The following is a 20,552-nucleotide window of genomic DNA, read 5'->3' as shown; positions in this document are numbered from 1 at the left end:
GGAAGCAGGGTTGGGTTTCATTGCGTTACCCAATGCAACTGATGCTAGGAATCGAGGTCTTCGATGAACATCACCGGGATCCGTAGTTCTGGATGTATGCACGCAGCTTGACGACGCATCGGCAAATCAACGAGGTGCTCGCAAAGCCAACGCCCATGCGGCTTCGCAGACATCGCGCGAATCGCGTGGTGACGTTTCGATACGCGTTCCGGAGCGCGTTTCGTGTGGCACGGTGCTACGTAACACACGCAGTAACCCGCACGTAACAACGGCGAAAAAACGGCCTTTTCAAGGCCTCCTCAAGCCCTCGTTTTTCGGGTCGTTCGAGGCAATTTCTTCAATGAAATCAAAGTACTACACGCGCTGGCGCGCCGTGCGCCCCGGTGTTCCTCTGCGCGGGCATCGTTCCTGCGGTATCTGAAACGAAAGTCAACATTTCGTCGCTACCTGCGGGTAGCCACAGAGCCAGAGGACGTCGCGTGATCAATTTTTTCTTGGGCATTGAAAACGCATGCAGCGCGGGCGAAGTCCGCTGCGTGCCGGCAGGAGAGCGGTCATGGAAATGAACATGCAATACGCCGCCGCCGTGCGGCATGTGCCATCGGCCGCGCAGTTGTATGGCGGCGTTTTTCACGCAGCGTTGATCGTCGCGGACGATTCCATCGCAGCCGACCGCATGCGGCGCATCCTCGCCGAACTCGCGCCGCATCGTCGCGTGGTGATCGCGTCGGGCCGGGCCGAGGCGCTCAACCTGCTGGCGGCATTGCCCTATGACCTCGTGCTGGTCGACATGCGGCTGCCGGGCAATGACGGCGCTGCGCTGCTTCATCATGTGCGCCAGGCTTATCCGCGCATCGAGAGCATCGGCATGTCGGCAACCGACGACCAGGAACTCGTGAACGCAGCAATCGCTGCCGGCGCCATCGGCTATCTGCTGACCGAAGCCGACGACGCCGAACTCGCCTATCTGCTGCGCTCCATCGAGCGCGGCGGCTCGCCGATGGATTCGCGCATCGCGCGGCGCATCCTCGGCTCGATTGCCGCCTACGCGAAGGCGCGCACGATCGAACCCATCCGCGTCCAGGCCCCGGTGCCGGCGCCGTCGTCGTCGTCGTCGTCGTCGTCGTCGTCGTCGTCGGAGCAGGCTTCTGCCGCCAGGCTGCCGCAGGGCCTGCTGTCGCCACGGGAACTCAAGGTGCTGCGCCTCATCGCACAGGGCTGGAGCAACCGACAGATCGCGGACGCGGTCTATCTGTCGGTCAACACCATCGAGTTTCATGCGAAGAGCATCTATCGCAAGCTCTCCGTCAAGTCGCGGACCCAGGCGGTCCACGAGGCGATGCAGCACGGTCTTCTGAACTGAAGTCCCCGCGGCGACAGCCCTTGTCGCCCCCGGCGGGCGCCCCGCGAATGCGGCGCGCCTTGCCGTCGTTCGCCGGCCACGCGCATGGCGGCCATTGAATATCCCTTGAGCGCCCCGCTACAATCGCGGGTTGACTCCTGCTCCAGCGAAGAAGACAAGAGGATCCCCATGAGTGACATGACCTCCGGCTCGCCCCGGATCGACACCAGCAAGCGGACGTGGTTGATTGCATCCAGCTGCGCCGGCGTGGTGGGCGGCGTGGCAACCGCCGTTCCCTTTGTGAGCACTTTCCAGCCTTCCGAGAAGGCCAAGGCCGCGGGCGCCGCGGTCGAGGTCGATATCTCGGGCCTCAAGGTCGGCGAGAAAATCACCGTCGAATGGCGCGGCAAGCCGGTCTGGATCCTCAAGCGCACCCCCGCGCAGATCGCCGAACTTCCCAAGCTGGACGGCCAGCTGGCCGACCCCCTCTCCAAGCGTCATCCCGACGAATTCACCCCCAAGTACGCGCAGAACGAGCACCGCTCGATCAAGCCCGACGTGCTGGTCGTGGTCGGCATCTGCACCCACCTGGGCTGCTCGCCGACCGACCGCTTCCAGGCCGGTCCGCAGCCTTCGCTGCCGAACGACTGGGAAGGCGGCTTCCTCTGCCCCTGCCACGGTTCCACTTTCGACCTGGCTGGCCGGGTCTTCAAGAACAAGCCCGCGCCCGACAACCTGCCGGTGCCGCCGCACATGTACCTGTCGGACACCAAGCTCCTGATCGGTGAAGACTCCAAGAAGGCCTGAGGCGGAAGAAGAACATGGCTGAATTCCACGAGATTTCCCCCAACGCTCCTGCCAGCGAGAAGCTGCTGAACTGGGTCGACAACCGCTTCCCGCTCAGCAAGCTCTGGAACGACCAGTGGGGCAAGTACTACGCGCCGAAGAACTTCAACTTCTGGTACATCTTCGGCTCGCTGGCCATGCTGGTGCTGGTGATCCAGATCGTCACCGGCATCTTCCTCGTCATGCACTACAAGCCCGATGCGAACCAGGCGTTCGCATCGGTCGAGTACATCATGCGCGACGTGCCGTGGGGCTGGCTCATCCGCTACATCCACTCGACGGGCGCCTCGGCGTTCTTCATCGTGGTGTACCTGCACATGTTCCGCGGCCTCATGTACGGCAGCTACCGCAAGCCGCGCGAGCTGATCTGGGTGTTCGGCTGCGCGATCTTCCTGTGCCTGATGGCCGAAGCCTTCATGGGCTACCTGCTGCCCTGGGGCCAGATGTCCTACTGGGGCGCCCAGGTCATCGTGAACCTGTTCGCCGCCATTCCCTTCGTCGGCCCCGACCTGGCCCTGCTGATCCGCGGCGACTACGTGGTGAGCGACGCCACGCTGAACCGCTTCTTCAGCTTCCACGTGATCGCCGTGCCGCTGGTGCTGCTCGGCCTGGTGGTGGCCCACCTGATCGCGCTGCACGAAGTGGGTTCGAACAACCCCGACGGCATCGAGATCAAGGCCAAGCGCGGCCCCGACGGCCATCCGCTGGACGGCATTCCGTCGCATCCGTACTACACGGTGCACGACATCTTCGGCGTGGTGGTGTTCCTCACGATCTTCTCGGCGGTGATCTTCTTCGCCCCTGAAGCCGGCGGGTACTTCCTCGAATACAACAACTTCATTCCGGCCGATTCGCTGAAGACGCCGAACCACATCGCTCCGGTCTGGTACTTCACGCCCTTCTATTCGATGCTGCGTGCGACCACCGACGACATGGTCAACGTGTTCGCGCTCATCGTTGCCGCGGCCGCCATCTGGAACCTCGTCAAGGGCAAGTCGGGCATGGGCCTGAAGATTGCCGGCGTCGTCGTGGCGGCTGTCGTGATCTTCCTGCTCAAGAACTTCGACGCCAAGTTCTGGGGCGTGGTCATCATGGGCGGCTCGGTCATCATCCTGTTCTTCCTGCCGTGGCTCGACCACAGCGAAGTCAAGTCGATCCGCTACCGTCCGGGCTGGCACAAGTATGTGTACGGCGTGTTCGTGTTCTTCTTCCTGATCCTGGGCTACCTGGGCATCCAGGCGCCCGGCGTCTGGGGCAACCTGGTCATCGGCTCTTTTGCCCTCGACATCGCGCAGACCATTTCGCAGATCGGCACGCTCTTCTACTTCGGCTTCTTCCTGCTGATGCCGTGGTGGAGCCGCAAGGGCGAGTTCAAGACCGTGCCCGAGCGCGTGGTCTTCGCCGCTCATTGAGAACCAGAAGCGCAAGAGAGCTGAGAGAAACACGATGAAGAAAAGCATTTCCGGCTGGCTCGCGGTCCTGGGTCTCGCACTGGGCCTGACCTTTTCCGCGGCGGCATCGGCCGAGTCCGAAGGCATCGCGTGGGACAAGGCGCCCAACAAGACGACCGACGTGGCCGCCTTGCAGAACGGCGCGAAGCTGTTCGTCAACTACTGCCTGAACTGCCACTCGGCAGCCTTCATGCGCTACAACCGCCTGCAGGACATCGGCATCACCGAGCAGCAGATCAAGGACAACCTTCTGTTCGCGACCGACAAGGTCGGCGAAACCATGAAGGCCAACATCGACGCGCGCCAGGCCAAGGAATGGTTCGGCACCACGCCGCCCGACCTGACGCTGGTCGCCCGCTCGCGCGCCGGCCACGGCGGCACCGGCGCCGACTACCTCTACACGTACCTTCGCACCTACTACCGCGACGACACCAAGGCCACCGGCTGGAACAACCTCGTGTTCCCGAGCGTCGCCATGCCGAACCCCCTGTGGGAACTGCAAGGCGAACGCCGCCCGGTCTACACCAAGGTCGAACAGCACGGCCACGAAACCGAAGTGTTCAAGGGCTGGGAGCAAGTCACTCCCGGCACCCTGACGCCCGTGCAGTACGACAATGCGGTCGGCGACCTGGTGAGTTACCTGCAATGGATGGCCGAACCGGCACAGAACACCCGCATCCGCATCGGCGTGTGGGTGCTGCTGTTCCTGGCCATGTCGGTGGTATTCGTGTGGCGACTGAACGCCTCGTACTGGAAAGACGTCAAGTAGTTCCGTCCACGCCGACCGGATACCCTCGGGCATCCGGTCCCACAGAGTGGGTTGCCAACGCGACCCACTCTTTTTGATTTTTAGGAGTCTCTCGCCATGATGGTCTTGTATTCAGGAACGACCTGCCCCTTTTCCCACCGCTGCCGCTTCGTGTTGTTCGAAAAGGGCATGGACTTCGAGATCCGCGACGTCGATCTCTACAACAAGCCCGAAGACATCAGCGTGATGAACCCGTACGGCCAGGTGCCGATCCTGGTCGAGCGCGACCTGATCCTGTACGAGTCGAACATCATCAACGAGTACATCGACGAGCGCTTCCCGCATCCCCAGCTGATGCCCGGCGACCCGGTCGACCGCGCCCGCGTGCGCCTGTTCCTGCTCAACTTCGAGAAGGAACTCTTCGTGCACGTCTCGACGCTCGAGAACCGCACCACCAAGGGCAACGAGAAGGCGCTGGAAAAGGCCCGCTCGCACATCCGCGACCGCCTCACGCAGCTGGCACCCGTGTTCCTCAAGAACAAGTACATGCTGGGCGACAACTTCTCGATGCTCGACGTGGCCATCGCGCCGCTGCTGTGGCGCCTGGACTACTACGGCATCGACCTCAGCAAGAACGCGGCACCGCTCTTGAAGTACGCCGAGCGCATCTTCTCGCGCCCGGCCTACATCGAAGCACTCACGCCTTCTGAAAAGGTCATGCGAAAGTAAGTAAGCTTCGTGCCTGCTTCCATCGTTTTCCGTCGCTTTTCATGATCAACGCGCTCGAGTCGTCTTCCACCCGCCCGTACCTCATCCGGGCGCTGTACGAATGGTGTACCGACAACGGGTTCACGCCCTATGTCGCGGTGCAGGTCGACGACACCGTCCAGGTGCCGCGCGAGTACGTGAAGAACGGCGAGATCGTGCTCAACATCAGCTTCGACGCGACCAGCTCGCTCAAGCTCGGCAACGACTTCATCGAGTTCAAGGCCCGTTTTGCGGGCACGGCGCGTGAAATCAGCGTGCCAGTTGGGCGCGTGATTGCCATCTACGCACGCGAAAACGGACAGGGCATGGCGTTTCCCGCGCCGGCACCGTCGGTTCCTGCGGAGCATGATGGCAGCGATGGCCCGGTCTCCGCGCCTTCGCCCCAGGGCCCTGCCCGCATGCCCTTGCGTGACGCCTCGCGCGGCACCGAAGGCGATGCCGGCAAGATCGTTCACCTGGTGACGGGCGAGGACGGCGACGAAACGGTCGATGCGGGCTCGCCCGCCGATCCGGTCGACGAGCCGCCGCGCCCGCCGGCCGGTGGCGGCGCTAGGCCCTCGCTCAAGCGCATCAAGTAGCAGTGGCAGGAGCGAGCAGCCGGGCATGCCGGCTGGCGCTACTAGAATCACGCACTGGAATTTCGCCGCTTTAGCTCAATTGGTAGAGCACCCGCCTTGTAAGCGGAAGGTCGTCAGTTCGATTCCGACAAGCGGCACCATGCAAAGAACCCCTGAGTCCTGAACCGGCTCAGGGGTTTTTTCATCCCGAGGCCGATTGCGCCACGCCCTGCATCAGCAAGCCGAGCATTGCCAGTTGCTCCACCAGCGCCGGCCTTTGCGCCGACCGCAGGTTCTCGAGCACGGCCTCCAGCAGCGTTGCGCCTCGCCCCAGCCCGGCCTGCTTCAACTGCAGCACCTGCGCTTGCGCTTTCGACATTGCGCCGCCGCCCTGATGGCGCAGGCCTTGGCGCAGCCACAGTGCCAGCAGTTCCAGCGTGTCGCCGGCCAGCGCGTTCAACGCCGGTACTTCTTCGGCGTCGCTTTCCAGATCCAGCGGCTTCGGCGCGACCGCTTCGACTTGCAGTACCACGGCACGCTGCGCCGTCAGCAGGCTCAGAGGCTGCATGACTGCCTGGCTGCCCTGCAGATGCACAGTGCCCGCCACGGCACGCAGCGCGCCGTATTCGCCGGCGAGCGTGCGTGCCAGCGCATCGACCGCGCCAGGCGTGGCCGCGCGATGCGGCAACGCCAGGTGCAGCTGCGCGTCTTCGGTCCTGGCTTCGTTCGCTTCGTCCGCCGCCGCCTGTCCAAGCCGTGCATGCAGCACCTGCGCCGCCGCATCCCAGTGACAAGACGCCACCTCCATGCGTTCGAACGCCACCACATGCAGCTGCCCTGAGGCACCAGCCGATGCGCCGCTCGCAGCCTGCCGCGGCCGGACGAAATCGGGCTGAGCCTCTTTCAGATGCGCCACCAGCCCCGCCACGCTGTTTTGCCGCAGCGGTGCGACCAGGTCGTCCCACGATTTCGGCGACAGCGGCAGCACGCCGGTCTGCCGCGCGCCTGCCGTGATGTCGACCAGCCCGTTGGCGCGCCGCGTCGCGGTCTTGGTGATGACCTGTCCGCTTGCCAGCTGCCGCAGCGGAAAGCCCGCGACACGCCGGTTCAGCAGGTTGGGTGCCGCGCCGCCGGCTGCGGCGTCGGCCTCGCGCGACCACTGGCGTTCCAGTACGGTCACGTTCTGCGTGTCGGGGTCGGCAAAGAGAATGTTCGCGCCTTCGGCCGTCTCGTCGGACCAGAGCTCCGCGCCGAGCGACACCAGCCGCAGATGGTCGAGTGCGACCTCGCCCTTCACACCGATGCCTAGGATCTGGCTGGCCGGCAGCGCTGGCCGTGCGGAGCCATCCTGCGGCCGCCCGGCATGCGTCGCTGCCTGCAGCCGCGCCCACAGCTCGGTCAGCACGCGCACCAGCCTCAGCGGCTCGAATCGGCTGCTGCGCGCCTGCTGGGCCTGCAGCAGTTGCCAGAGCTCGTCGAGCGCGTCGTCGATCCAGTTCCAGCCCAGCGCGCGCGTCTGGCTGCGCACGGCCTGGAAGCGGGCCGCGAGCGCCATCAGCGGCTGGCTGGAACCGTCGAGCCAGAGCGACAGCAGCAGGGCGTCGATCTGCGTGCGCAGGGCTAGCGCGGCTTCACCTTGCATTGCTGCGGGCTGCGGTGTGGGGTCCGCAGCATCCATGCCCGTCGATGCGGACGGCTGCACCTCGACCATCACCTCCGCCGAACCCGGCACCAGCGATCCGGCTTGCCGGAAGGCCCACACCGCGATCACCACGTGTGCGCAGCCGCTGCCTTGCTTGCAGTCGCAGCGCGCATGAACCAGCGAGCTGCGCGAGAAGAAGCGCACGCTGCACATCGGCAGCCGCGCCACGGGCGGCGCACTGGCGCTGCGCCAGGCCTGCACGCCGACTACAGGGCGCGCGGCGGCGAGCTTGTTCGCCTGTTCGAGCACCGAGGGCGCGAGGCTCGCGGCCAGCGCGGCATCGTCGAACTGCGCGGGGCTCCATGCGCCGTCCGGCTCTGCCGAAGCCTCATCGGGCGTGTCCGGCGCATCGGCCTTTGCCGACGCAGCCTGCGCCTGGTACGCCAGCACCAGCATCACCCGATGCCGGCACATGCCGCTTGCCGGGCAACTGCATTGCGCGTCGCGCAGCGTGCGTCCCGGCGGCAGGCTGGTGCGCACGCCGTCGTCGAAATGCGCCTGCACCACGCCGTCGGCTCCGGTCTCCATTTTCGGCAGCAGGCCGGCTGCCACATCCTTCTGCGCGCGCTTGACGAAGCCTGCGTTGGCCAGCGCCGTCAGCGCCTCTGGCGTCAGCTCCAGCAGGTCGGCACGCCATGTTGTCGTGGAGCCGCTCATCCCTGCACCTTCTCGGCCAGCCAGCCGGCGAGTTGGCCCGGCGTCATCGCGCCGATCTGCGCGCCTTCGCGCACCAGCCGCGCGGCCATCTCGCGGTCGTAGTTGGGCTCGGCCTTCGAATCGAGCGCGGCCAGCCCCAGCACCTTCGCGCCGGACTCGACCAGCGCCTTCACGCGGCGCACCAGTTCGTGCTCGCTGCCGCCTTCGTAGAAGTCGCTCACCAGCACCACGATGCTCTTGCGCGGATTGGCGACGAGCGACTGCGCATACGCCACAGCCTTGGCGATGTCGGTGCCGCCGCCCAGCTGCACCTTCATCAGCAGCTCGACCGGGTCCGACACGTCGGCAGTCAGGTCGACCACCGCGGTGTCGAAGGCCACGAGCCGCGTGCGCATGCCGGGCAATTGCCACAGACAGGCGGCCATCACCGCGCTGTGGATCACCGAGTCGACCATCGAGCCGCTCTGGTCGATCAGCAAAATGATGTCCCACGGCTCGGCATGCCGCTTGGTGCGGCTGATGAACACCGGCCGTTCCACATAGAGCTTGCGGCGTTCCGGGTCGTAGCGGTGCAGGTTGGCCGCAAGCGTCTGCTTGAAGTCGAAGTTGCGCGCCACCTTCATGCGCGAGCGGCGCCGCCGGTCGCGGCTGCCGCTGAAGGCCTGGCGCACTTCGGTGGCGAGCTTTTCCATGATGCGCCGCACCACCTCGGCCACCAGCTTGCGCGCGGCCGCCAGCACCTGCGGGTTCATCAGGTGCTTGGTGTGCAGCACCGCGCGCAGCAGCGATTCCGAAGGCTCGATGCGCTCCAGCACTTCGAGATTCGTCACCACCTCGTCGATGCCGTAGCGTTCGACTGCATCCTGCTCCAGCCGCTCGATCACTTCCTTGGGAAAGAGCGTGTGGATGGCGTTGATCCAGTCCGGCGTGCTCAGCGCCGAGGGGCCCAGGCCCGCGCTGCGTTCGCCGCGGGTCGCACGGTCGCCGTCTCGGCCGTAGAGCCAGTCGAGCGCGGCATCGGCGGCCTGCGCCTCGGCGCTCAGGCTGCCGCAGGCCGATTCGGCGGGGTCGCCCAGCAGCAGGCGCCAGCGCTGCAGCGGATCGGGAATGTCGAGGCTCATGGGTGGGGCCTTCCTTGCGCGTCTTCCAGCGTCACGCCCCAGGCTGCGAGGCGCGCGAGCACGGCGTCTTCCACGCGGCGGGCCTCGGCCAGTTGCTCGGGCGCGGCCTCGCCGGCGCGGTGGGCCGTGAGCGCGCGGCGCGACAGGTGCGTAGCATCGTGCAACGCCAGCACCTGGTCGGCCAGCAGCCCGCGCTCCTGCGGCGGCAGCCAGGCGAAGGCGGCGCGCAGGCTGGGCATGGCGCGCACGAAGTCGGCGTTGTCCAGCGCCTGCACGGTGCGGTCCATGCCGGCGACGAAAGCGGGCTCGGACGACAGCGTTTCGCGCGCCAGCGCCAGCAGTCCGGTGAGCGCGTCGCCGAGCACGGGGGCGGGCAGCGAGTGCAGCAGCTGCATGGCTTCGCTCACACCGTGATCGCTGTGCGTTTGGGCATCGGCAATCCGGCCAGCCAGGCTCAGCGTTGCGCCCAGCGCCGCGCCGCGGCTCACGGGCGCGGCGCTGGTGTCGGCGGCCTTGCGTTGCCATACGGCGAGCGCACGAGCTGGCTCCACGTCGAGCAGCGATGGTGCGTGCGTATCGTGCGCGTTGTCCTGTGCATGGGCCAGCACGTCGGCCACGATCCGTCGCAGCGCGAGGTGGCCTTCGAGATGCGCCTGCATGTCTGCCGGTGTGATGGCGGCGGGCGGCTCCAGCAGCCACAGCGCACGGTCGAAGCCCGATTCGATCACCACGCGCAGCACCGGCGCATCGGCCATGCCGAGCATCTGGCCGTGGCGCAGCAGCGTGTGCAGCACCGACAGGGCAGGGCCCAGTGCCTCGAAGCGCGGCTCGCTGGCAATCGCGCCGCGCAACTCGCGCAGCAGCGCATCGCTGAGTGCCGACAGCCCCGCCCACGCGGCCTGGTTGAGTCCGTCGGCCAGCGGGCCGATGCGGCCGTGGGCCTGGCGCAGATCGTCCTCGAGCCGGGCGCGCGCCGCGTCGTGCAGGCTCGCGCCCCAGGCGCCGGCCTCGATCAGCGCGGCCTGCTGCTCCAGCGGCTCGCTCAGCGACCACAGCTCGGTGCGTTCGCCCGACATCGCGAGCTTCGGCCCTTGCGTGCGGCGTACGCCGGGCAGCCGCAGGATCGACAGCCGGTGCAGCACGCGGCTCTTCGCGCGGTCGGCATCGAGCAGCAGGTCGAGCTTGAGCTGGCCGCGCAGCACGATGCCGTGTGCCGCCAGTTCGGCCTGCACGGCGGCCACCAGCGGCGGCTGCGGCGTGCCGGGCGCGAGGCGGCCGACGGTGTCGCCGGCCAGCACGTCCATGGCCTGCACCAGCACGGGGTCGGTGCCGGGGCGGATCGCGCCGCGATAGGTCCAGGGCAGGGGCGCGTCGAGCGCGTCTTTCACGAGCGCGCCGGCCAGTGCGTCGAGCCAGTCGGAGCGCAGCGGCTTCTCGTGCCCGCGCAGCCGCGCGAGCCCTTGTGCGCGCAGGTGCACGGCCATCAGGTCGGCGGTGGAGGCGGGCAGTTTCTTCTCGCGCAGGCGCTGCATCACATGCTGCAGCGCGCGGTGTGCGGCGCCCTCAGGGCCGTGGTCCCAGACCCACTGGTAGTAGGCGGGGGAGGGCATGCCCGAGGCATAGCCCGCAAAGGCATCGAGGCGCTTGAAGGTGTAGGGCACGAGGTAGGAGCCGAAGCGCAGCGTGGCCTCGGGGTCGGGCGTCCCTGGTGTTTCTTCATCGTCTGAGGATTCGAGCGAAGGTTGTGGCGTGGCGGGCAGTTCAGTCGGCAGGCCTTGCCACAACCGCGCCAGTGCGGGCGCGTGATAGCCGCCGCACACCACCAGCGCCTGCGCCCGGCCCGGTTCGCCCGGCTGCGCCATCGCCCAGGCGATCCAGCGCGCCATCATCTGTTCGCGTGCCTGGTTGCCTTGCGAGCCCCGGTCCTCGCCGCGCAGGTGATCGAAATAGGTCGAGAGGCGCCGCGCCAGTTCGGCCGCATCGCAGCCGTCCTCGAACAGGTGGTCCCACAGCGCATCGCGGCCCTGCACCGAGAGCTTTTCGGTCAGCGCGCGCTCGTAGGCTTCGGCGCGCTCCTCGTGTTCGTGGTCGGCCACGTCGGCGTAGCGGTTCTCCATGCGCGAGAAGGCGTCGTGCCACGCTGGCAGGTCGATGAAGCGCACGGCGGCGCCGACCTCGCGCGCCACCTGCAGCGCCTGCCACTCAGGCGAATGCTCGGCAAAGGGCGACCACGAACCGCGGTGCGTCTGGTCGCCCGAGAGATAGCTGTAGATCGCCACCGGCAACTGGTGCGGCAGGTACAGCTCGTCGAGCCGTTCGTTGAAGTCGGCTGGGCCTTCGATCAGCACGTACGCCGGGCGCAGCGTGCGGATGCGCTCGGCCACCAGCCGCGCACAGGCGGGGCTGTGGTGGCGCACGCCGACGATGTGGGGTTGCTGCATCGGCGCGTGTTCAGGGCAGGCGGTGGCGTGCTTCGTAGTACGCGCGCCAGTGGGCGCCGTTGCGCTTGGCTGCCTTCTGCTCGAAGTAGCGCCGCAGCTTTGCGCGGTCGTCTGCGTTGTCCTTCACCACCGTGCCGGCGATGCAGTCGACCAAGTCGGCCGGCGAGCCTTCGCGCTGTTCGAGGAACCAGGCGCGTACGCCGACCGCATGCGCCACGTTCACGGCTTCGGCGGTGGACATCACGGCGGTGAGCCGGTCCATGGCCGCATCGCTGCCCGCATTGCCGTTGTCGCCCTTCGCGGGCGCACCGCGCAGGTCGCGGAAGGTCGACACCAGCAGCTCCAGCACCGGCGCCGGCACTGTCTTCGGAATGCCGCTCTGCGCAAGCAGCCGCGTCGACGATTCCTGCACCAGCGCCAGTTCGCGGTCGAAGTCGAGAATGGGAAAGACCGTCTCGAAGTCGAAGCGCCGCTTCAGCGCCGCGCTCATTTCGTTCACGCCGCGGTCGCGCGTGTTGGCGGTGGCGATGATGTTGAAGCCCTCGCGCGCGTAGAGCATGCCGTGCTCGCCCGACAGCTCGGGCACCGCCATCACGCGGTCCGACAGCATGCCGAGCAGGCAGTCTTGCACTTCGAGCGGTGCGCGCGTGATTTCTTCGAAGCGCACCACCTGGCCCTTCTGCATGCCGAGGTACAGCGGCGCCGGCACCATCGCGCGCGGGCTCGGCCCTTCGTTGATGAGCAGCGCGTAGTTCCAGCCGTACTTGATCTGGTCTTCGGTGATCGATGCGCCGCCCTGGATGGTGAGCGTCGAGATGCCAGAGATGGCCGTGGCCAGCAGCTCCGACAGCATCGACTTCGCCGTGCCCGGCTCGCCCACCAGCATCAGCCCGCGGCCGGTGGCCAGCGTGACGAGCATGCGCTCGATGCTGGCCACGGGCGCGACGATCTTGGGCGCGATGTCGAGCGCCGCGTCGCCGAGGATGAACGAGCGTGCGGCCTTCAGGCCGAGCACCCAGCCGGGCGGGCGCGGGTCTTTGTCTTGCGCCTGCAGCCGCGCGAGCTGTGCGGCGTACAGGATCTCGGCTGGCGGGCGCTGCAGCGCGGTGGCACCGCCGGGCTGTGTGTCGGTCGGCTTGCGTGATGTGGCCATGGGTCGGGATCTGTGTGGATGTCGAATCGGATGATGGCGCCGGACTGTGCGGTGGCACGCGTCCGGCGAGAACATAGCAGAGAGCTCTTTGCGTGGCGCGATCCTCAGCGCGCGGCCAGCGCGTCGATGTCGCGCACTGCCTCGCTGAAGACGATGGCATCGAGTTCGCCAATGGGATGCCCGTAGTGCAGAACGCCCAGCGTCTGGTCTTCGCCGGCGCCCGCGTTGTGCAGGCCGGGCCCGAATCGCAGTGCAAGCGTGCGGCCCCCGGGCAGCGCGCGCCAGGCGTAGTCGTAGGCGCCGCCGCCGCCGTCGCGTCCGCGCAGCCAGCCGCGCGACTCCAGCGCCCACAGCGGACCGGGCCGCGCGATGCGCCCCGACCAGCGCGAGAGTGCGTTCTGCGCGCGTTCTTCGTCGCTTGGCGCATGCACGGCGCGATGCAGCTGGTCGAAGGGCTGGATCAGCTCGTAGTCGGAGAATTGCTGCGAGAAGGCCGCGATCTGCGCGGCGCTCAGTTGCAGCGGATGGGCGACGACGATGCGTGCGGCATCGTTGTCGCTGCCGTCGTCCAGGGGCAGCGGTGCTTCGTCGGCATCCACCCATTCCCCCTCCGCGCTCACCCGGAAGGACGCGTGCAGCAACGGCACGCCGCGCGCGTCGCGGCCATCGCCCGCCAGGCCCCAGACCAGTCGCTCAGCCAGATGGCGCATCAGCGGATGCTCGGCGATGAAGCGGCGGAAGTCGGCGACAGGCCAGCTCCGGCCGGTGGCCATCGCGCGTTCGAGCCGCAGCGGCTGCTGGGCCGCGACGGTGGCGGCGTCCTGCTTGAGCGCCTTGAAGCGTGCCACGGCCGCCGCGGCGAGCTCGGCATCGTCGCTGGCACGCGGTCGCGGCGCCGTGGCCAGCCGCGCGCCGGGCCGGCCTTCGACCGACTCGCGCACGAAGGGCACCAGCGACTCGTCGAAGCCGACATGGAATTGGCGGGGGCCGAAGTCCAGCAGCAGGCTGCCGCGCTCGTCCAGGCCGAGGTCGGGCGCGAGCCGGTCTTCCAGTTCGTCGCCGCGCAGGCCGCGCTCGGCGGCGGCCTGCGCGAGCTTCTCGACGGCGGTCTGCCGCACCGAGGCGATGCGGTTCTTGCGCGCGATCGCATCGAGCTGCATCAGCGCGACGTCGCTGCCCAGGCGCGCGAGCGTTTCGAGCACCCAGCCGATGCGCGTGGCAGTGCCGCCGGAGCCTGGCGCGCTCCAGCGCCGCACGAGGGCGCCGAGCCGGCGTGCCGTGTCGTCGGTGCCGACCAGGCCGAGCGCGCGCAGCGCCCAGTTGCCAGGGGCACTGGCGCCCGCCGCTTCCCACGACTCGCAGACGTCCCAGACGAAGTCCGCCAGGCTCTGGGGATCGCAGGCGGCACGCACGGCGTCCAGTCCGGCATAGCCCTGCGGTGAATCGGCCGCGAAGCCCAGCATCAGCCCCAGTGGATGCAGCGCCTCGTCGGGCAGCGCCAGGCCGTCTTCGCGCAGCCTCGGCTTGCGCCAGCCGGCGGGCTGCCAGAAGGCCGGCAGCTTGCTGCGCGCGTGGATGCGCGAGGGAAAGTCCTGCAGAGGGTCTTCGGCCAGCAGGGCTTCGACGGCCGCCGGCACGGCTGTGTCGGCATGGCGATGGGCGACTGTGCGCACGGCCTCGGCATGTCCCTGCGTCGCCAGGATGCGCAGCGCGGCGCGGGCCTGCTGGCGCTTTTCGCCAGGCGTGCCCAGCGCGGCCGGCAGCAGGCCGGCGACGGCGTGTTGCGGAAAGCGCGACAGCCATCGCAGGGCACTCGCGCGCCGCATCGGCCGGCGCGCGATGGCCTGTGCCATGAAGGGTGCGATCCGTGGCGCGGCGATGAAGCGCGCCACGAAGTGCTCGTCGCCGTCGTTGGCCAGCGCCTGCAGGAGGCCCGGCAGGGCGGCCGGACCGAAGCGCGCGACGAAGCCTCCGGTGCGCGACTCGGGCTTGCCGCTGCCGACGGCGTTCCAGAAGGCCAGCCCGGTGACGGGCGGCAGGAACCATGCGGCCGCCACCGCCACGTAGTTGCCGTATTGGCGCCTGTCGGGTGCCGTCCCGTCGTGAGCCTGCTGCCAGTCGGCGATGAAGCGCTGTAGATCCTGCGGGCGGGTGTGCAGCGCGGCGACCTCGTCCGGCGTCCAGCCGTGCAGCCGCTCGCAGACGGCTTGCTCGGCCTCCATCGGCTTGTCCATGGTGTAGGGGCGGTCCCGCGCGACCCAGTGTTCGCGGATCTCGTCGCCCCAGTCTTCCTCGGGCGGTACGTCCAGCATGAGCAGGCCTTCAAGCACCAGCGTTTGTTCATCAGCAGACCGTTGCGTCCAAGGCGGCGCGGCCAGCACCGCGGGCCAGCGATCGCGTTCGGCGAACGCCGTGGGCGCCGAGCCGGCCTGATCGAGGATCGTGCCGATCAGCCGCCGCACGGCGGGCGAGAGCGCCGGCAGCAGCGCGGACAGCCGCTCGCCGAGCGAGCCAGCCAGGGTCTTGAGCAGCGGCGTGAGGCGCGCGGCGCCGGCCTTGGGCAGGCCACCGTCCTCAAGCACCCGCGCCAGCGCGAGAAAGCCGCGCTCCGGGCGCTCACCCACGGCCCAGCCCAGTGCCTTGATGCAGGAAGCGTCGGCGGCGGCCATGCGGGCCAGCGCTTCGGCAGCCTCGGGTGTGTCGAAGGCGGCCAGCGCCCAGGCCACGGCGGCGTTCTGGTGGCGCGACCCGAGGTCCAGCAGTATCGGCAGCAGCGCATCGCCGTGCGCGCGTAGCAGCACTGCCAGCAGCGCGGGCCGGTCGAGCAGCGGCTCGCCATTGCCTGCTACCTCGGGCAATGGCCGGCCGGCTGCCCAGGGCAGCCAGGGGCCGCAGTGTTCCAGTTGCCCAGGCGTGCCGTTGGCCAGCAGTTCCTGCGCGACGGCGCTCATCCCGGGCAGCACGATGGCGAAACGGGCGCGCGCCATGAGCGGCAGTTGCGGCTCCAGTTCGCGCATCCGGCCGATGCACGCGGCGTGCGTGTCCGCGTCGGCGAGCACCCAGTGGCCGCGCAGCTGCCACAGTGGGCTTTGAGGCTGGCCCCAGAACGCGTGGTCATCGTCGTCCAGGGGAAGGTCCTGCCGCAGCGTGCTGACGCCACCGCGTTCGCTGCGCCAGCGCGCCGCATGCAGCAGCGCGTCGAAGGCCGCGCCCACGCCGTGCTGCAGCGCCAGCCAGTGCACCAGCGCGTCGCCCAGGTCGTCGTATCCGGTGTAGGCCTGCTGGCGGCTGCGCGCGAGCATCAGGCCCAGGAGCCGCGTGTCGGCCGCATCCATCGCGCCTTCGAGCCATGCCCGCGTGGCGGGTCGCTGCAGGCTCAGGGGCTCGGGCAGCAGCGCGCCGACCCAGTATTCGCCGCCCTTGTCGAGTACCCGCTTGCGCAGCGTGGGCAGCGCCGCGGGCCTGGGCGGCGGCCTGGCGCCGGGTTCGCCGGGCGGCAGGGCATTCTGGAGTTCGGGGGGGAGCGCCGGCGCGCCGCTCATGCCCTGAGGCCTTCCATGTCGCGGATCAATTCACTCGCGGAAATCGGATCGAGCTGGTGCAGCGCCTCGGCATCGCGCATGTCGCCCCAGCCCGAGGGCTTGCCCACCTGCACCTGGCCGAGCGTCTGCTCGGGGTATTCGTCCACCATGCCGACGATGATGCCGGGGTCCAGGCTCAGCTCGATCACGCGGTCCGTGCCCAGCGGCTTGCTGAAGTACCAGATGCAGCCGCCGTCCTGCGCCTGACCGCGGCGCCAGCCCTTGTTGGCCAGCCCCAGCACGCGGCCGGTGGGCACTTTGGCGTCTTTCCAGCGCTCCAGCTTCAGGCTCTTCTTCTCTTCGTCGGTCAGCGTGTAGATGTCGCGGCCGATCTGCGCGAAGGGCTGCAGCAGTTCGTAGTCGGCGAACACCTGGCCGAAGGCCGCTGCGTCGGCGGCTGGCAGCTCCAGCGCATGCGGCACGCCGATGCGGATGTTCTCGCCCTCGGGCAGTTCGAACGGATCATCTTCCGCCGTGGTGTAGCTGCCGTCTTCCGCCACGCGGAAGCAGGCCTGCAGCGTGCCGCCGTAGCTGGCACTGCCCTGCACCGCGTACACGCCCCAGATCAGCCGCTGCACGATGTGGCGCACCAGCGGGTGCTCGACCAGGAACATGCGGAACACCTCGGGCGTCCAGCGGCGGCGCGCGCACATTGCCACTTCGAGGCGCAGCAGCTGCTGGCTGGCGATGGTGCGCACGTCCTTCTTCAGCAGCTTGAAGCGTTCGACCGCTTCCTTGCTCAGTTCGGCGTCGTCGGTCTTCTTGGGCTTGGGCAGGTCGGGCAGGCGCGCGCCGTCGACACCGTCGGCGCCGGTCTCGCGCACGTAGGGCTTGAGCGTTTCGTCGAAGCCGACCTTGAATGCGCGTGGGCCGAAGTCGAGCCGCATCGTGCCCTGCTCGTCGAGGCCGAGGTCGGGCGCGAGCCGGTCTTCGAGTTCCTCGGTGCTGAGGCCGCGTGCTTCGGCGATGGCATCGATCTTCTCGCGCGCCTTGTCCTGCAGGCCCTTGAACTTGACCTTCTGCGCAATGCCGTTGAGCAGCATCAGCGCGACGTCGCTGCCGATGGTGGCGAGCACGTCGAGCCCGGTCACTGCGCGCGCATGCGCGGCCTCGCCGGGCCAGGCGCGGATGAAGGGCGTGAGCTTGCGCGCGGTGTCGTCATTGCCGAAGAAGCCGAGTGCGGTGAGCGCCCAGCCTTCCTTGCTCGGGCCGCCGGCTTCGAGCCAGGCGGTGAAGGCGTCCCAGGCGAATTCGGCAAGAGAGTCGGTGTCGCAAGCCTCCTTGGCCACGGCGATGCCGCCGTAGATTTCCTCGTTGGTCGGAAAGGTCAGCATCTGGCCGAGGTTGTCGAGCACGTCGTCGGGCAGGGCCTTGCCGTTCTTCAGCGTGGGTCGGCGCCAGCCGCGCGGCTGCCAGAACTCGGGCAGCTTCGCGCGCCTGGTGGGAAAGCGGTCGAGCGGGCTTTCGTCGAGCACGGCGCGCAGCGCCTCAACAACTTCGGGCTTGCCGTAGCGGCCGGCCACGTCGAGCAGCAGCGCTTCGTGGCCGTTGGCCTGCAGCAGGCGCAGCGCCGAACCCGCGCAGTCACGTGCTTCGCCGGCCTTGCCGAGCGCGGGCGCAATCAGGCCGGCGGCGGCGTGCTCTGGATATTTCAGCAGCCATTCGCGGCCTTCGGCGCGCAGCGTCTTGAGCTTGGCGAAGGCGCGCGCGGCCGGCATGGCCAGTTCGGCGGCGCCGTAGTTCAGGGCGTACGAGAGGTTGTCGGTGGGCTTGGAGCGCACCATGGCCACCAGCCCCGGCAGCACGGCGAGGCCGTGCGTGGCCACGATCATGCCGATGCTGTCGCTCTCGGCTTCGCCTGCGACCGCATTCCAGAACGGCACGCCGATTGCCGCCGGCAGCAGCGCCGAGAAGCTTGCATTGAAGGTGAACCAGTAGTAGCGGTCTTTCTTGCGCTCGGCCACCATCGCGCGCCAGCTGGCGGTCAGGCCGTCGGCGTCGCCGGCCGCGATGGCCGCCGCGGCGGTCTTGGCGAAGGGCGCCAGGCTGATCCTGCCCTTGTCGAAGCCCAGCGAGTCGAGCAGTGCCTCCGTGTTCTTGCGCGCGGCGTCGTAGCGACCGGTTTGCCACGAGTTCAGGCGCAGCGCCTTCTCGCGTTCGCCTTCGCCCCACTGCTCCACCGGCGCCAGCGCCAGCGGCTCCAGCACGAGCGCGCCGGCCGCCTTCTTCTGCACCTTGGCGAGCCACGGCGGCGCTGCCAGCACGCCGGGCAGCTCGCTCGCGTCGGCCACTTCGGTGGGGCCGGCCAGCAGCGCCAGTTGCCGGTCGATCACCGCCTGCGCGCCGGCATCGAGCCAGGGCCGCAAGGCCGGCAGGGACGCGCTGTGCGCGCGCAGCAGGCGCGTGAGGCTGGGCGTGACGAGGTTGGCGTCTTTCCCTCCCGCCGCGACCAGCCGCGACAGCGCGGGAATGGCCGCCATCGGCCAGCGGTCGACGGCCAGCGCCAGCCGCGCCAGCGCACCCTTCGAATTGCTCGCCACGCGGGCCAGCGCCTGCACGGCTTCGGGCGTGCCGATGCAAGCCAGCGCATCGCCCGCCTCGTCAGTGGCGGCGCCGCGCTCCAGCACCGGCACCGCGTCAAGGCCGCGCTCCTGCACCAGCGTGCTCGTCATGGGGCCGCTGCCCCAGAAGCCGGTCGAATAGCTCAGGCGGACCTTCGCGGCCAGCGCGATGGCGTCGGGGTCGGTGGCTGTCAGCAGCAGCCAGTGCATGGTTTCGGGCGTGGTCTTGTCGGCCGCGAGCGTGTGCACGAGCGTGTTCGAGATCTCGGGCGCATCGGGCAGCAGCATTGCCAGCGCGGGCTGACGGCTGGGGTGCACCTTGGGCAGGCCGGCTTCGATGCGGTCGCGGCAGTCCTGCCAGACATCGGGGGTGGCCAACGCCAGGTGTGCGCGCAGCGTCTGTTCGCCTTGCCCCAGCGGGCCGTAGTAAGAGTCGCCCATCTGGCGGGCGACGGCGGTGCCGAAGCTGCTCTGGTGCTTCTGGGTTGCGCGGTCGTAGGCGGTCTGCACATCGATCTGCTGCGCGGCCAGCGCCATGTCGACGGTGGCTGGCAGCCCGTACTGCTTCACGAGGTAGTTCACCAGCACGTTGCCTATCTCGTGCACGTTGTAGCGGCCCCCGGTGCCCAGCGCGAGTGCCAGCAGCACGGTGTCGGCCTCGGCGTCGGCCGCGGGGTCGGGCTGCGTGCTGCGGTCGACCATGCGCTGCGTGGCCGCCCGTAGGGCCGCGTCAGTGCCGGTCATGTTGACGTTGAGCTCGAGCTTGCGGCGCACCGGCAGCCAGGCTGCGGCCACGCTCACCGCTTCGTCGGAGGGCTTTGGCGGAAAGCGGCGCGACGGGAAGGCTTCGCGCTGCATGTCGGGCGAGAGCCGTATGGGCGTGCCGGCGGCGAGCCAGGGCGGGGTGTCGGCGCTTGCGGGTATTTCGACGCTGGTCGCGGGGGGAACTGCGTGCGATGCGCCTGGCGCTGCGGCGCCCAGTGCTTTCGCGATGGCCTGGGCGTCCTTGGCTGGCGTGCAACTGGTGCCCCAGCCTGACAGCAGGCCCTCGTTCTTGAGGCGCTTGAAGGCAAGCGCCGCGCCTTGCTCGCTCACGCCGTGCTGGCGCTTGAGAGTGCCGGCCGAGAGCGTGTCGCTGGAGGTCAGCGTGCCGGCTTCGATCTGCGCGCGCACGGTTTCGAACACGCGGTCGGCCTGGCTGTCGATGCCTTCGGTGGGTGCCGCATCCGCGGCCGTGGTGCTGGCGGCGACGGCCGTCGGCGTAAGGGGCTTTTCCGCTGGCTCTGCCTTCTCCACCTTCGGCTTCGCCTCGGTCTTGCCGATGGCCGCGCTGGCGGCCACGCCTACTTCGGAGTAACCCTTGCCGGTCTTCTCGGCCACCAGCTTGGTCAGCGTGGTGGCAGCCTTGGTGGCGTCGTCGAACGACTTGGTCTGGCTCTGGCCCGCGGTGCCGATGCGGCCCCAGCGAATGTTGAGCTCGGTGTCTGCCTGCTCGATTTCCCAGAATTTGCTGGCGGTTCCCTCGATGAGTTCAAAGCGGCGCATGGAAAAAACATCCTCCTGTGAGTTCGCCGCAGAGGATAAAGGGCCTGCGTGAAAGCTCGGCCCCCCTGCAGCAAGAAGA

The 20,552-nt window shown here is 68.6% G+C and carries 12 protein-coding genes and 1 tRNA gene; 7 read left to right on the top strand and 6 right to left on the bottom strand.

The window, feature by feature from the left end:
* The first annotated feature begins 556 nt into the window (after positions 1-556).
* From BLW48_RS02620 to BLW48_RS02590, 7 genes are all read left to right on the top strand, one after another.
* Entirely contained in the window at positions 557-1,363 is an 807-nt protein-coding gene (locus BLW48_RS02620; protein ID WP_093172462.1) for a response regulator transcription factor, read from the top strand.
* 168 nt (positions 1,364-1,531) lie between these two features.
* Positions 1,532-2,149, top strand: a complete 618-nt coding sequence (gene petA, locus BLW48_RS02615; protein ID WP_093048676.1) for a ubiquinol-cytochrome c reductase iron-sulfur subunit — start codon at positions 1,532-1,534, stop codon at positions 2,147-2,149.
* Between the two features lie 14 nt (positions 2,150-2,163).
* Complete coding sequence (locus BLW48_RS02610; protein ID WP_093048679.1) at positions 2,164-3,600, top strand: cytochrome b; 1,437 nt, start codon at positions 2,164-2,166, stop codon at positions 3,598-3,600.
* A 34-nt stretch (positions 3,601-3,634) separates the two neighbouring features.
* Entirely contained in the window at positions 3,635-4,408 is a 774-nt protein-coding gene (locus BLW48_RS02605) for a cytochrome c1 (protein WP_093048682.1), read from the top strand.
* A 96-nt stretch (positions 4,409-4,504) separates the two neighbouring features.
* Complete coding sequence (locus BLW48_RS02600; RefSeq protein ID WP_007835362.1) at positions 4,505-5,116, top strand: glutathione S-transferase N-terminal domain-containing protein; 612 nt, start codon at positions 4,505-4,507, stop codon at positions 5,114-5,116.
* A 41-nt stretch (positions 5,117-5,157) separates the two neighbouring features.
* Positions 5,158-5,733 (top strand): ClpXP protease specificity-enhancing factor, encoded by a 576-nt coding sequence (locus BLW48_RS02595; protein WP_093172461.1) that lies wholly within the window; start codon positions 5,158-5,160, stop codon positions 5,731-5,733.
* 64 nt (positions 5,734-5,797) lie between these two features.
* Positions 5,798-5,873 (top strand) — tRNA-Thr (locus BLW48_RS02590).
* 41 nt (positions 5,874-5,914) lie between these two features.
* Here BLW48_RS02590 and BLW48_RS02585 read toward each other — a convergent pair.
* The 6 genes from BLW48_RS02585 to BLW48_RS02560 form a co-directional block, all read right to left on the bottom strand.
* A complete protein-coding gene (locus BLW48_RS02585) occupies positions 5,915-8,071 on the bottom strand; it encodes an SWIM zinc finger family protein (protein WP_093172459.1) in 2,157 nt (718 codons plus the stop codon).
* Positions 8,068-9,192 carry a VWA domain-containing protein gene (locus tag BLW48_RS02580; RefSeq protein WP_093172457.1) on the bottom strand — a complete coding sequence of 375 codons (1,125 nt, stop codon included), beginning with the start codon at positions 9,190-9,192 and terminating at the stop codon, positions 8,068-8,070. Before BLW48_RS02580 ends, BLW48_RS02585 begins: the two co-directional genes overlap by 4 nt.
* Positions 9,189-11,633, bottom strand: coding sequence for a DUF5682 family protein (locus BLW48_RS02575; RefSeq protein WP_093172455.1), 2,445 nt, complete (start codon positions 11,631-11,633; stop codon positions 9,189-9,191). Before BLW48_RS02575 ends, BLW48_RS02580 begins: the two co-directional genes overlap by 4 nt.
* Before the next feature lie 10 nt (positions 11,634-11,643).
* On the bottom strand, positions 11,644-12,786 hold the full coding sequence (locus BLW48_RS02570; RefSeq protein ID WP_093172453.1) for an ATP-binding protein: 1,143 nt from the start codon (positions 12,784-12,786) through the stop codon (positions 11,644-11,646).
* 104 nt (positions 12,787-12,890) lie between these two features.
* Complete coding sequence (locus BLW48_RS02565) at positions 12,891-16,328, bottom strand: DUF4132 domain-containing protein (protein ID WP_093172451.1); 3,438 nt, start codon at positions 16,326-16,328, stop codon at positions 12,891-12,893.
* Positions 16,325-20,473, bottom strand: coding sequence for a WGR and DUF4132 domain-containing protein (locus tag BLW48_RS02560; protein ID WP_093172449.1), 4,149 nt, complete (start codon positions 20,471-20,473; stop codon positions 16,325-16,327). Before BLW48_RS02560 ends, BLW48_RS02565 begins: the two co-directional genes overlap by 4 nt.
* Positions 20,474-20,552 lie beyond the last annotated feature (79 nt).

The sequence above is a fragment of the Variovorax sp. YR266 genome, assembly GCF_900107295.1.
Lineage (GTDB): Bacteria > Pseudomonadota > Gammaproteobacteria > Burkholderiales > Burkholderiaceae_C > Variovorax.
This window is presented reverse-complemented; position numbering and strand designations above follow the sequence as displayed.

Bases quoted from the DNA above. Each gene is read 5' to 3' on its own strand.
- BLW48_RS02620 (WP_093172462.1), top strand. From the start codon at position 557: ATGGAAATGAACATGCAATACGCCGCCGCCGTGCGGCATGTGCCATCG.
- petA (WP_093048676.1), top strand. From the start codon at position 1,532: ATGAGTGACATGACCTCCGGCTCGCCCCGGATCGACACCAGCAAGCGG.
- BLW48_RS02610 (WP_093048679.1), top strand. From the start codon at position 2,164: ATGGCTGAATTCCACGAGATTTCCCCCAACGCTCCTGCCAGCGAGAAG.
- BLW48_RS02605 (WP_093048682.1), top strand. From the start codon at position 3,635: ATGAAGAAAAGCATTTCCGGCTGGCTCGCGGTCCTGGGTCTCGCACTG.
- BLW48_RS02600 (WP_007835362.1), top strand. From the start codon at position 4,505: ATGATGGTCTTGTATTCAGGAACGACCTGCCCCTTTTCCCACCGCTGC.
- BLW48_RS02595 (WP_093172461.1), top strand. From the start codon at position 5,158: ATGATCAACGCGCTCGAGTCGTCTTCCACCCGCCCGTACCTCATCCGG.
- BLW48_RS02585 (WP_093172459.1), bottom strand. From the start codon at position 8,071: ATGAGCGGCTCCACGACAACATGGCGTGCCGACCTGCTGGAGCTGACG.
- BLW48_RS02580 (WP_093172457.1), bottom strand. From the start codon at position 9,192: ATGAGCCTCGACATTCCCGATCCGCTGCAGCGCTGGCGCCTGCTGCTG.
- BLW48_RS02575 (WP_093172455.1), bottom strand. From the start codon at position 11,633: ATGCAGCAACCCCACATCGTCGGCGTGCGCCACCACAGCCCCGCCTGT.
- BLW48_RS02570 (WP_093172453.1), bottom strand. From the start codon at position 12,786: ATGGCCACATCACGCAAGCCGACCGACACACAGCCCGGCGGTGCCACC.
- BLW48_RS02565 (WP_093172451.1), bottom strand. From the start codon at position 16,328: ATGAGCGGCGCGCCGGCGCTCCCCCCCGAACTCCAGAATGCCCTGCCG.
- BLW48_RS02560 (WP_093172449.1), bottom strand. From the start codon at position 20,473: ATGCGCCGCTTTGAACTCATCGAGGGAACCGCCAGCAAATTCTGGGAA.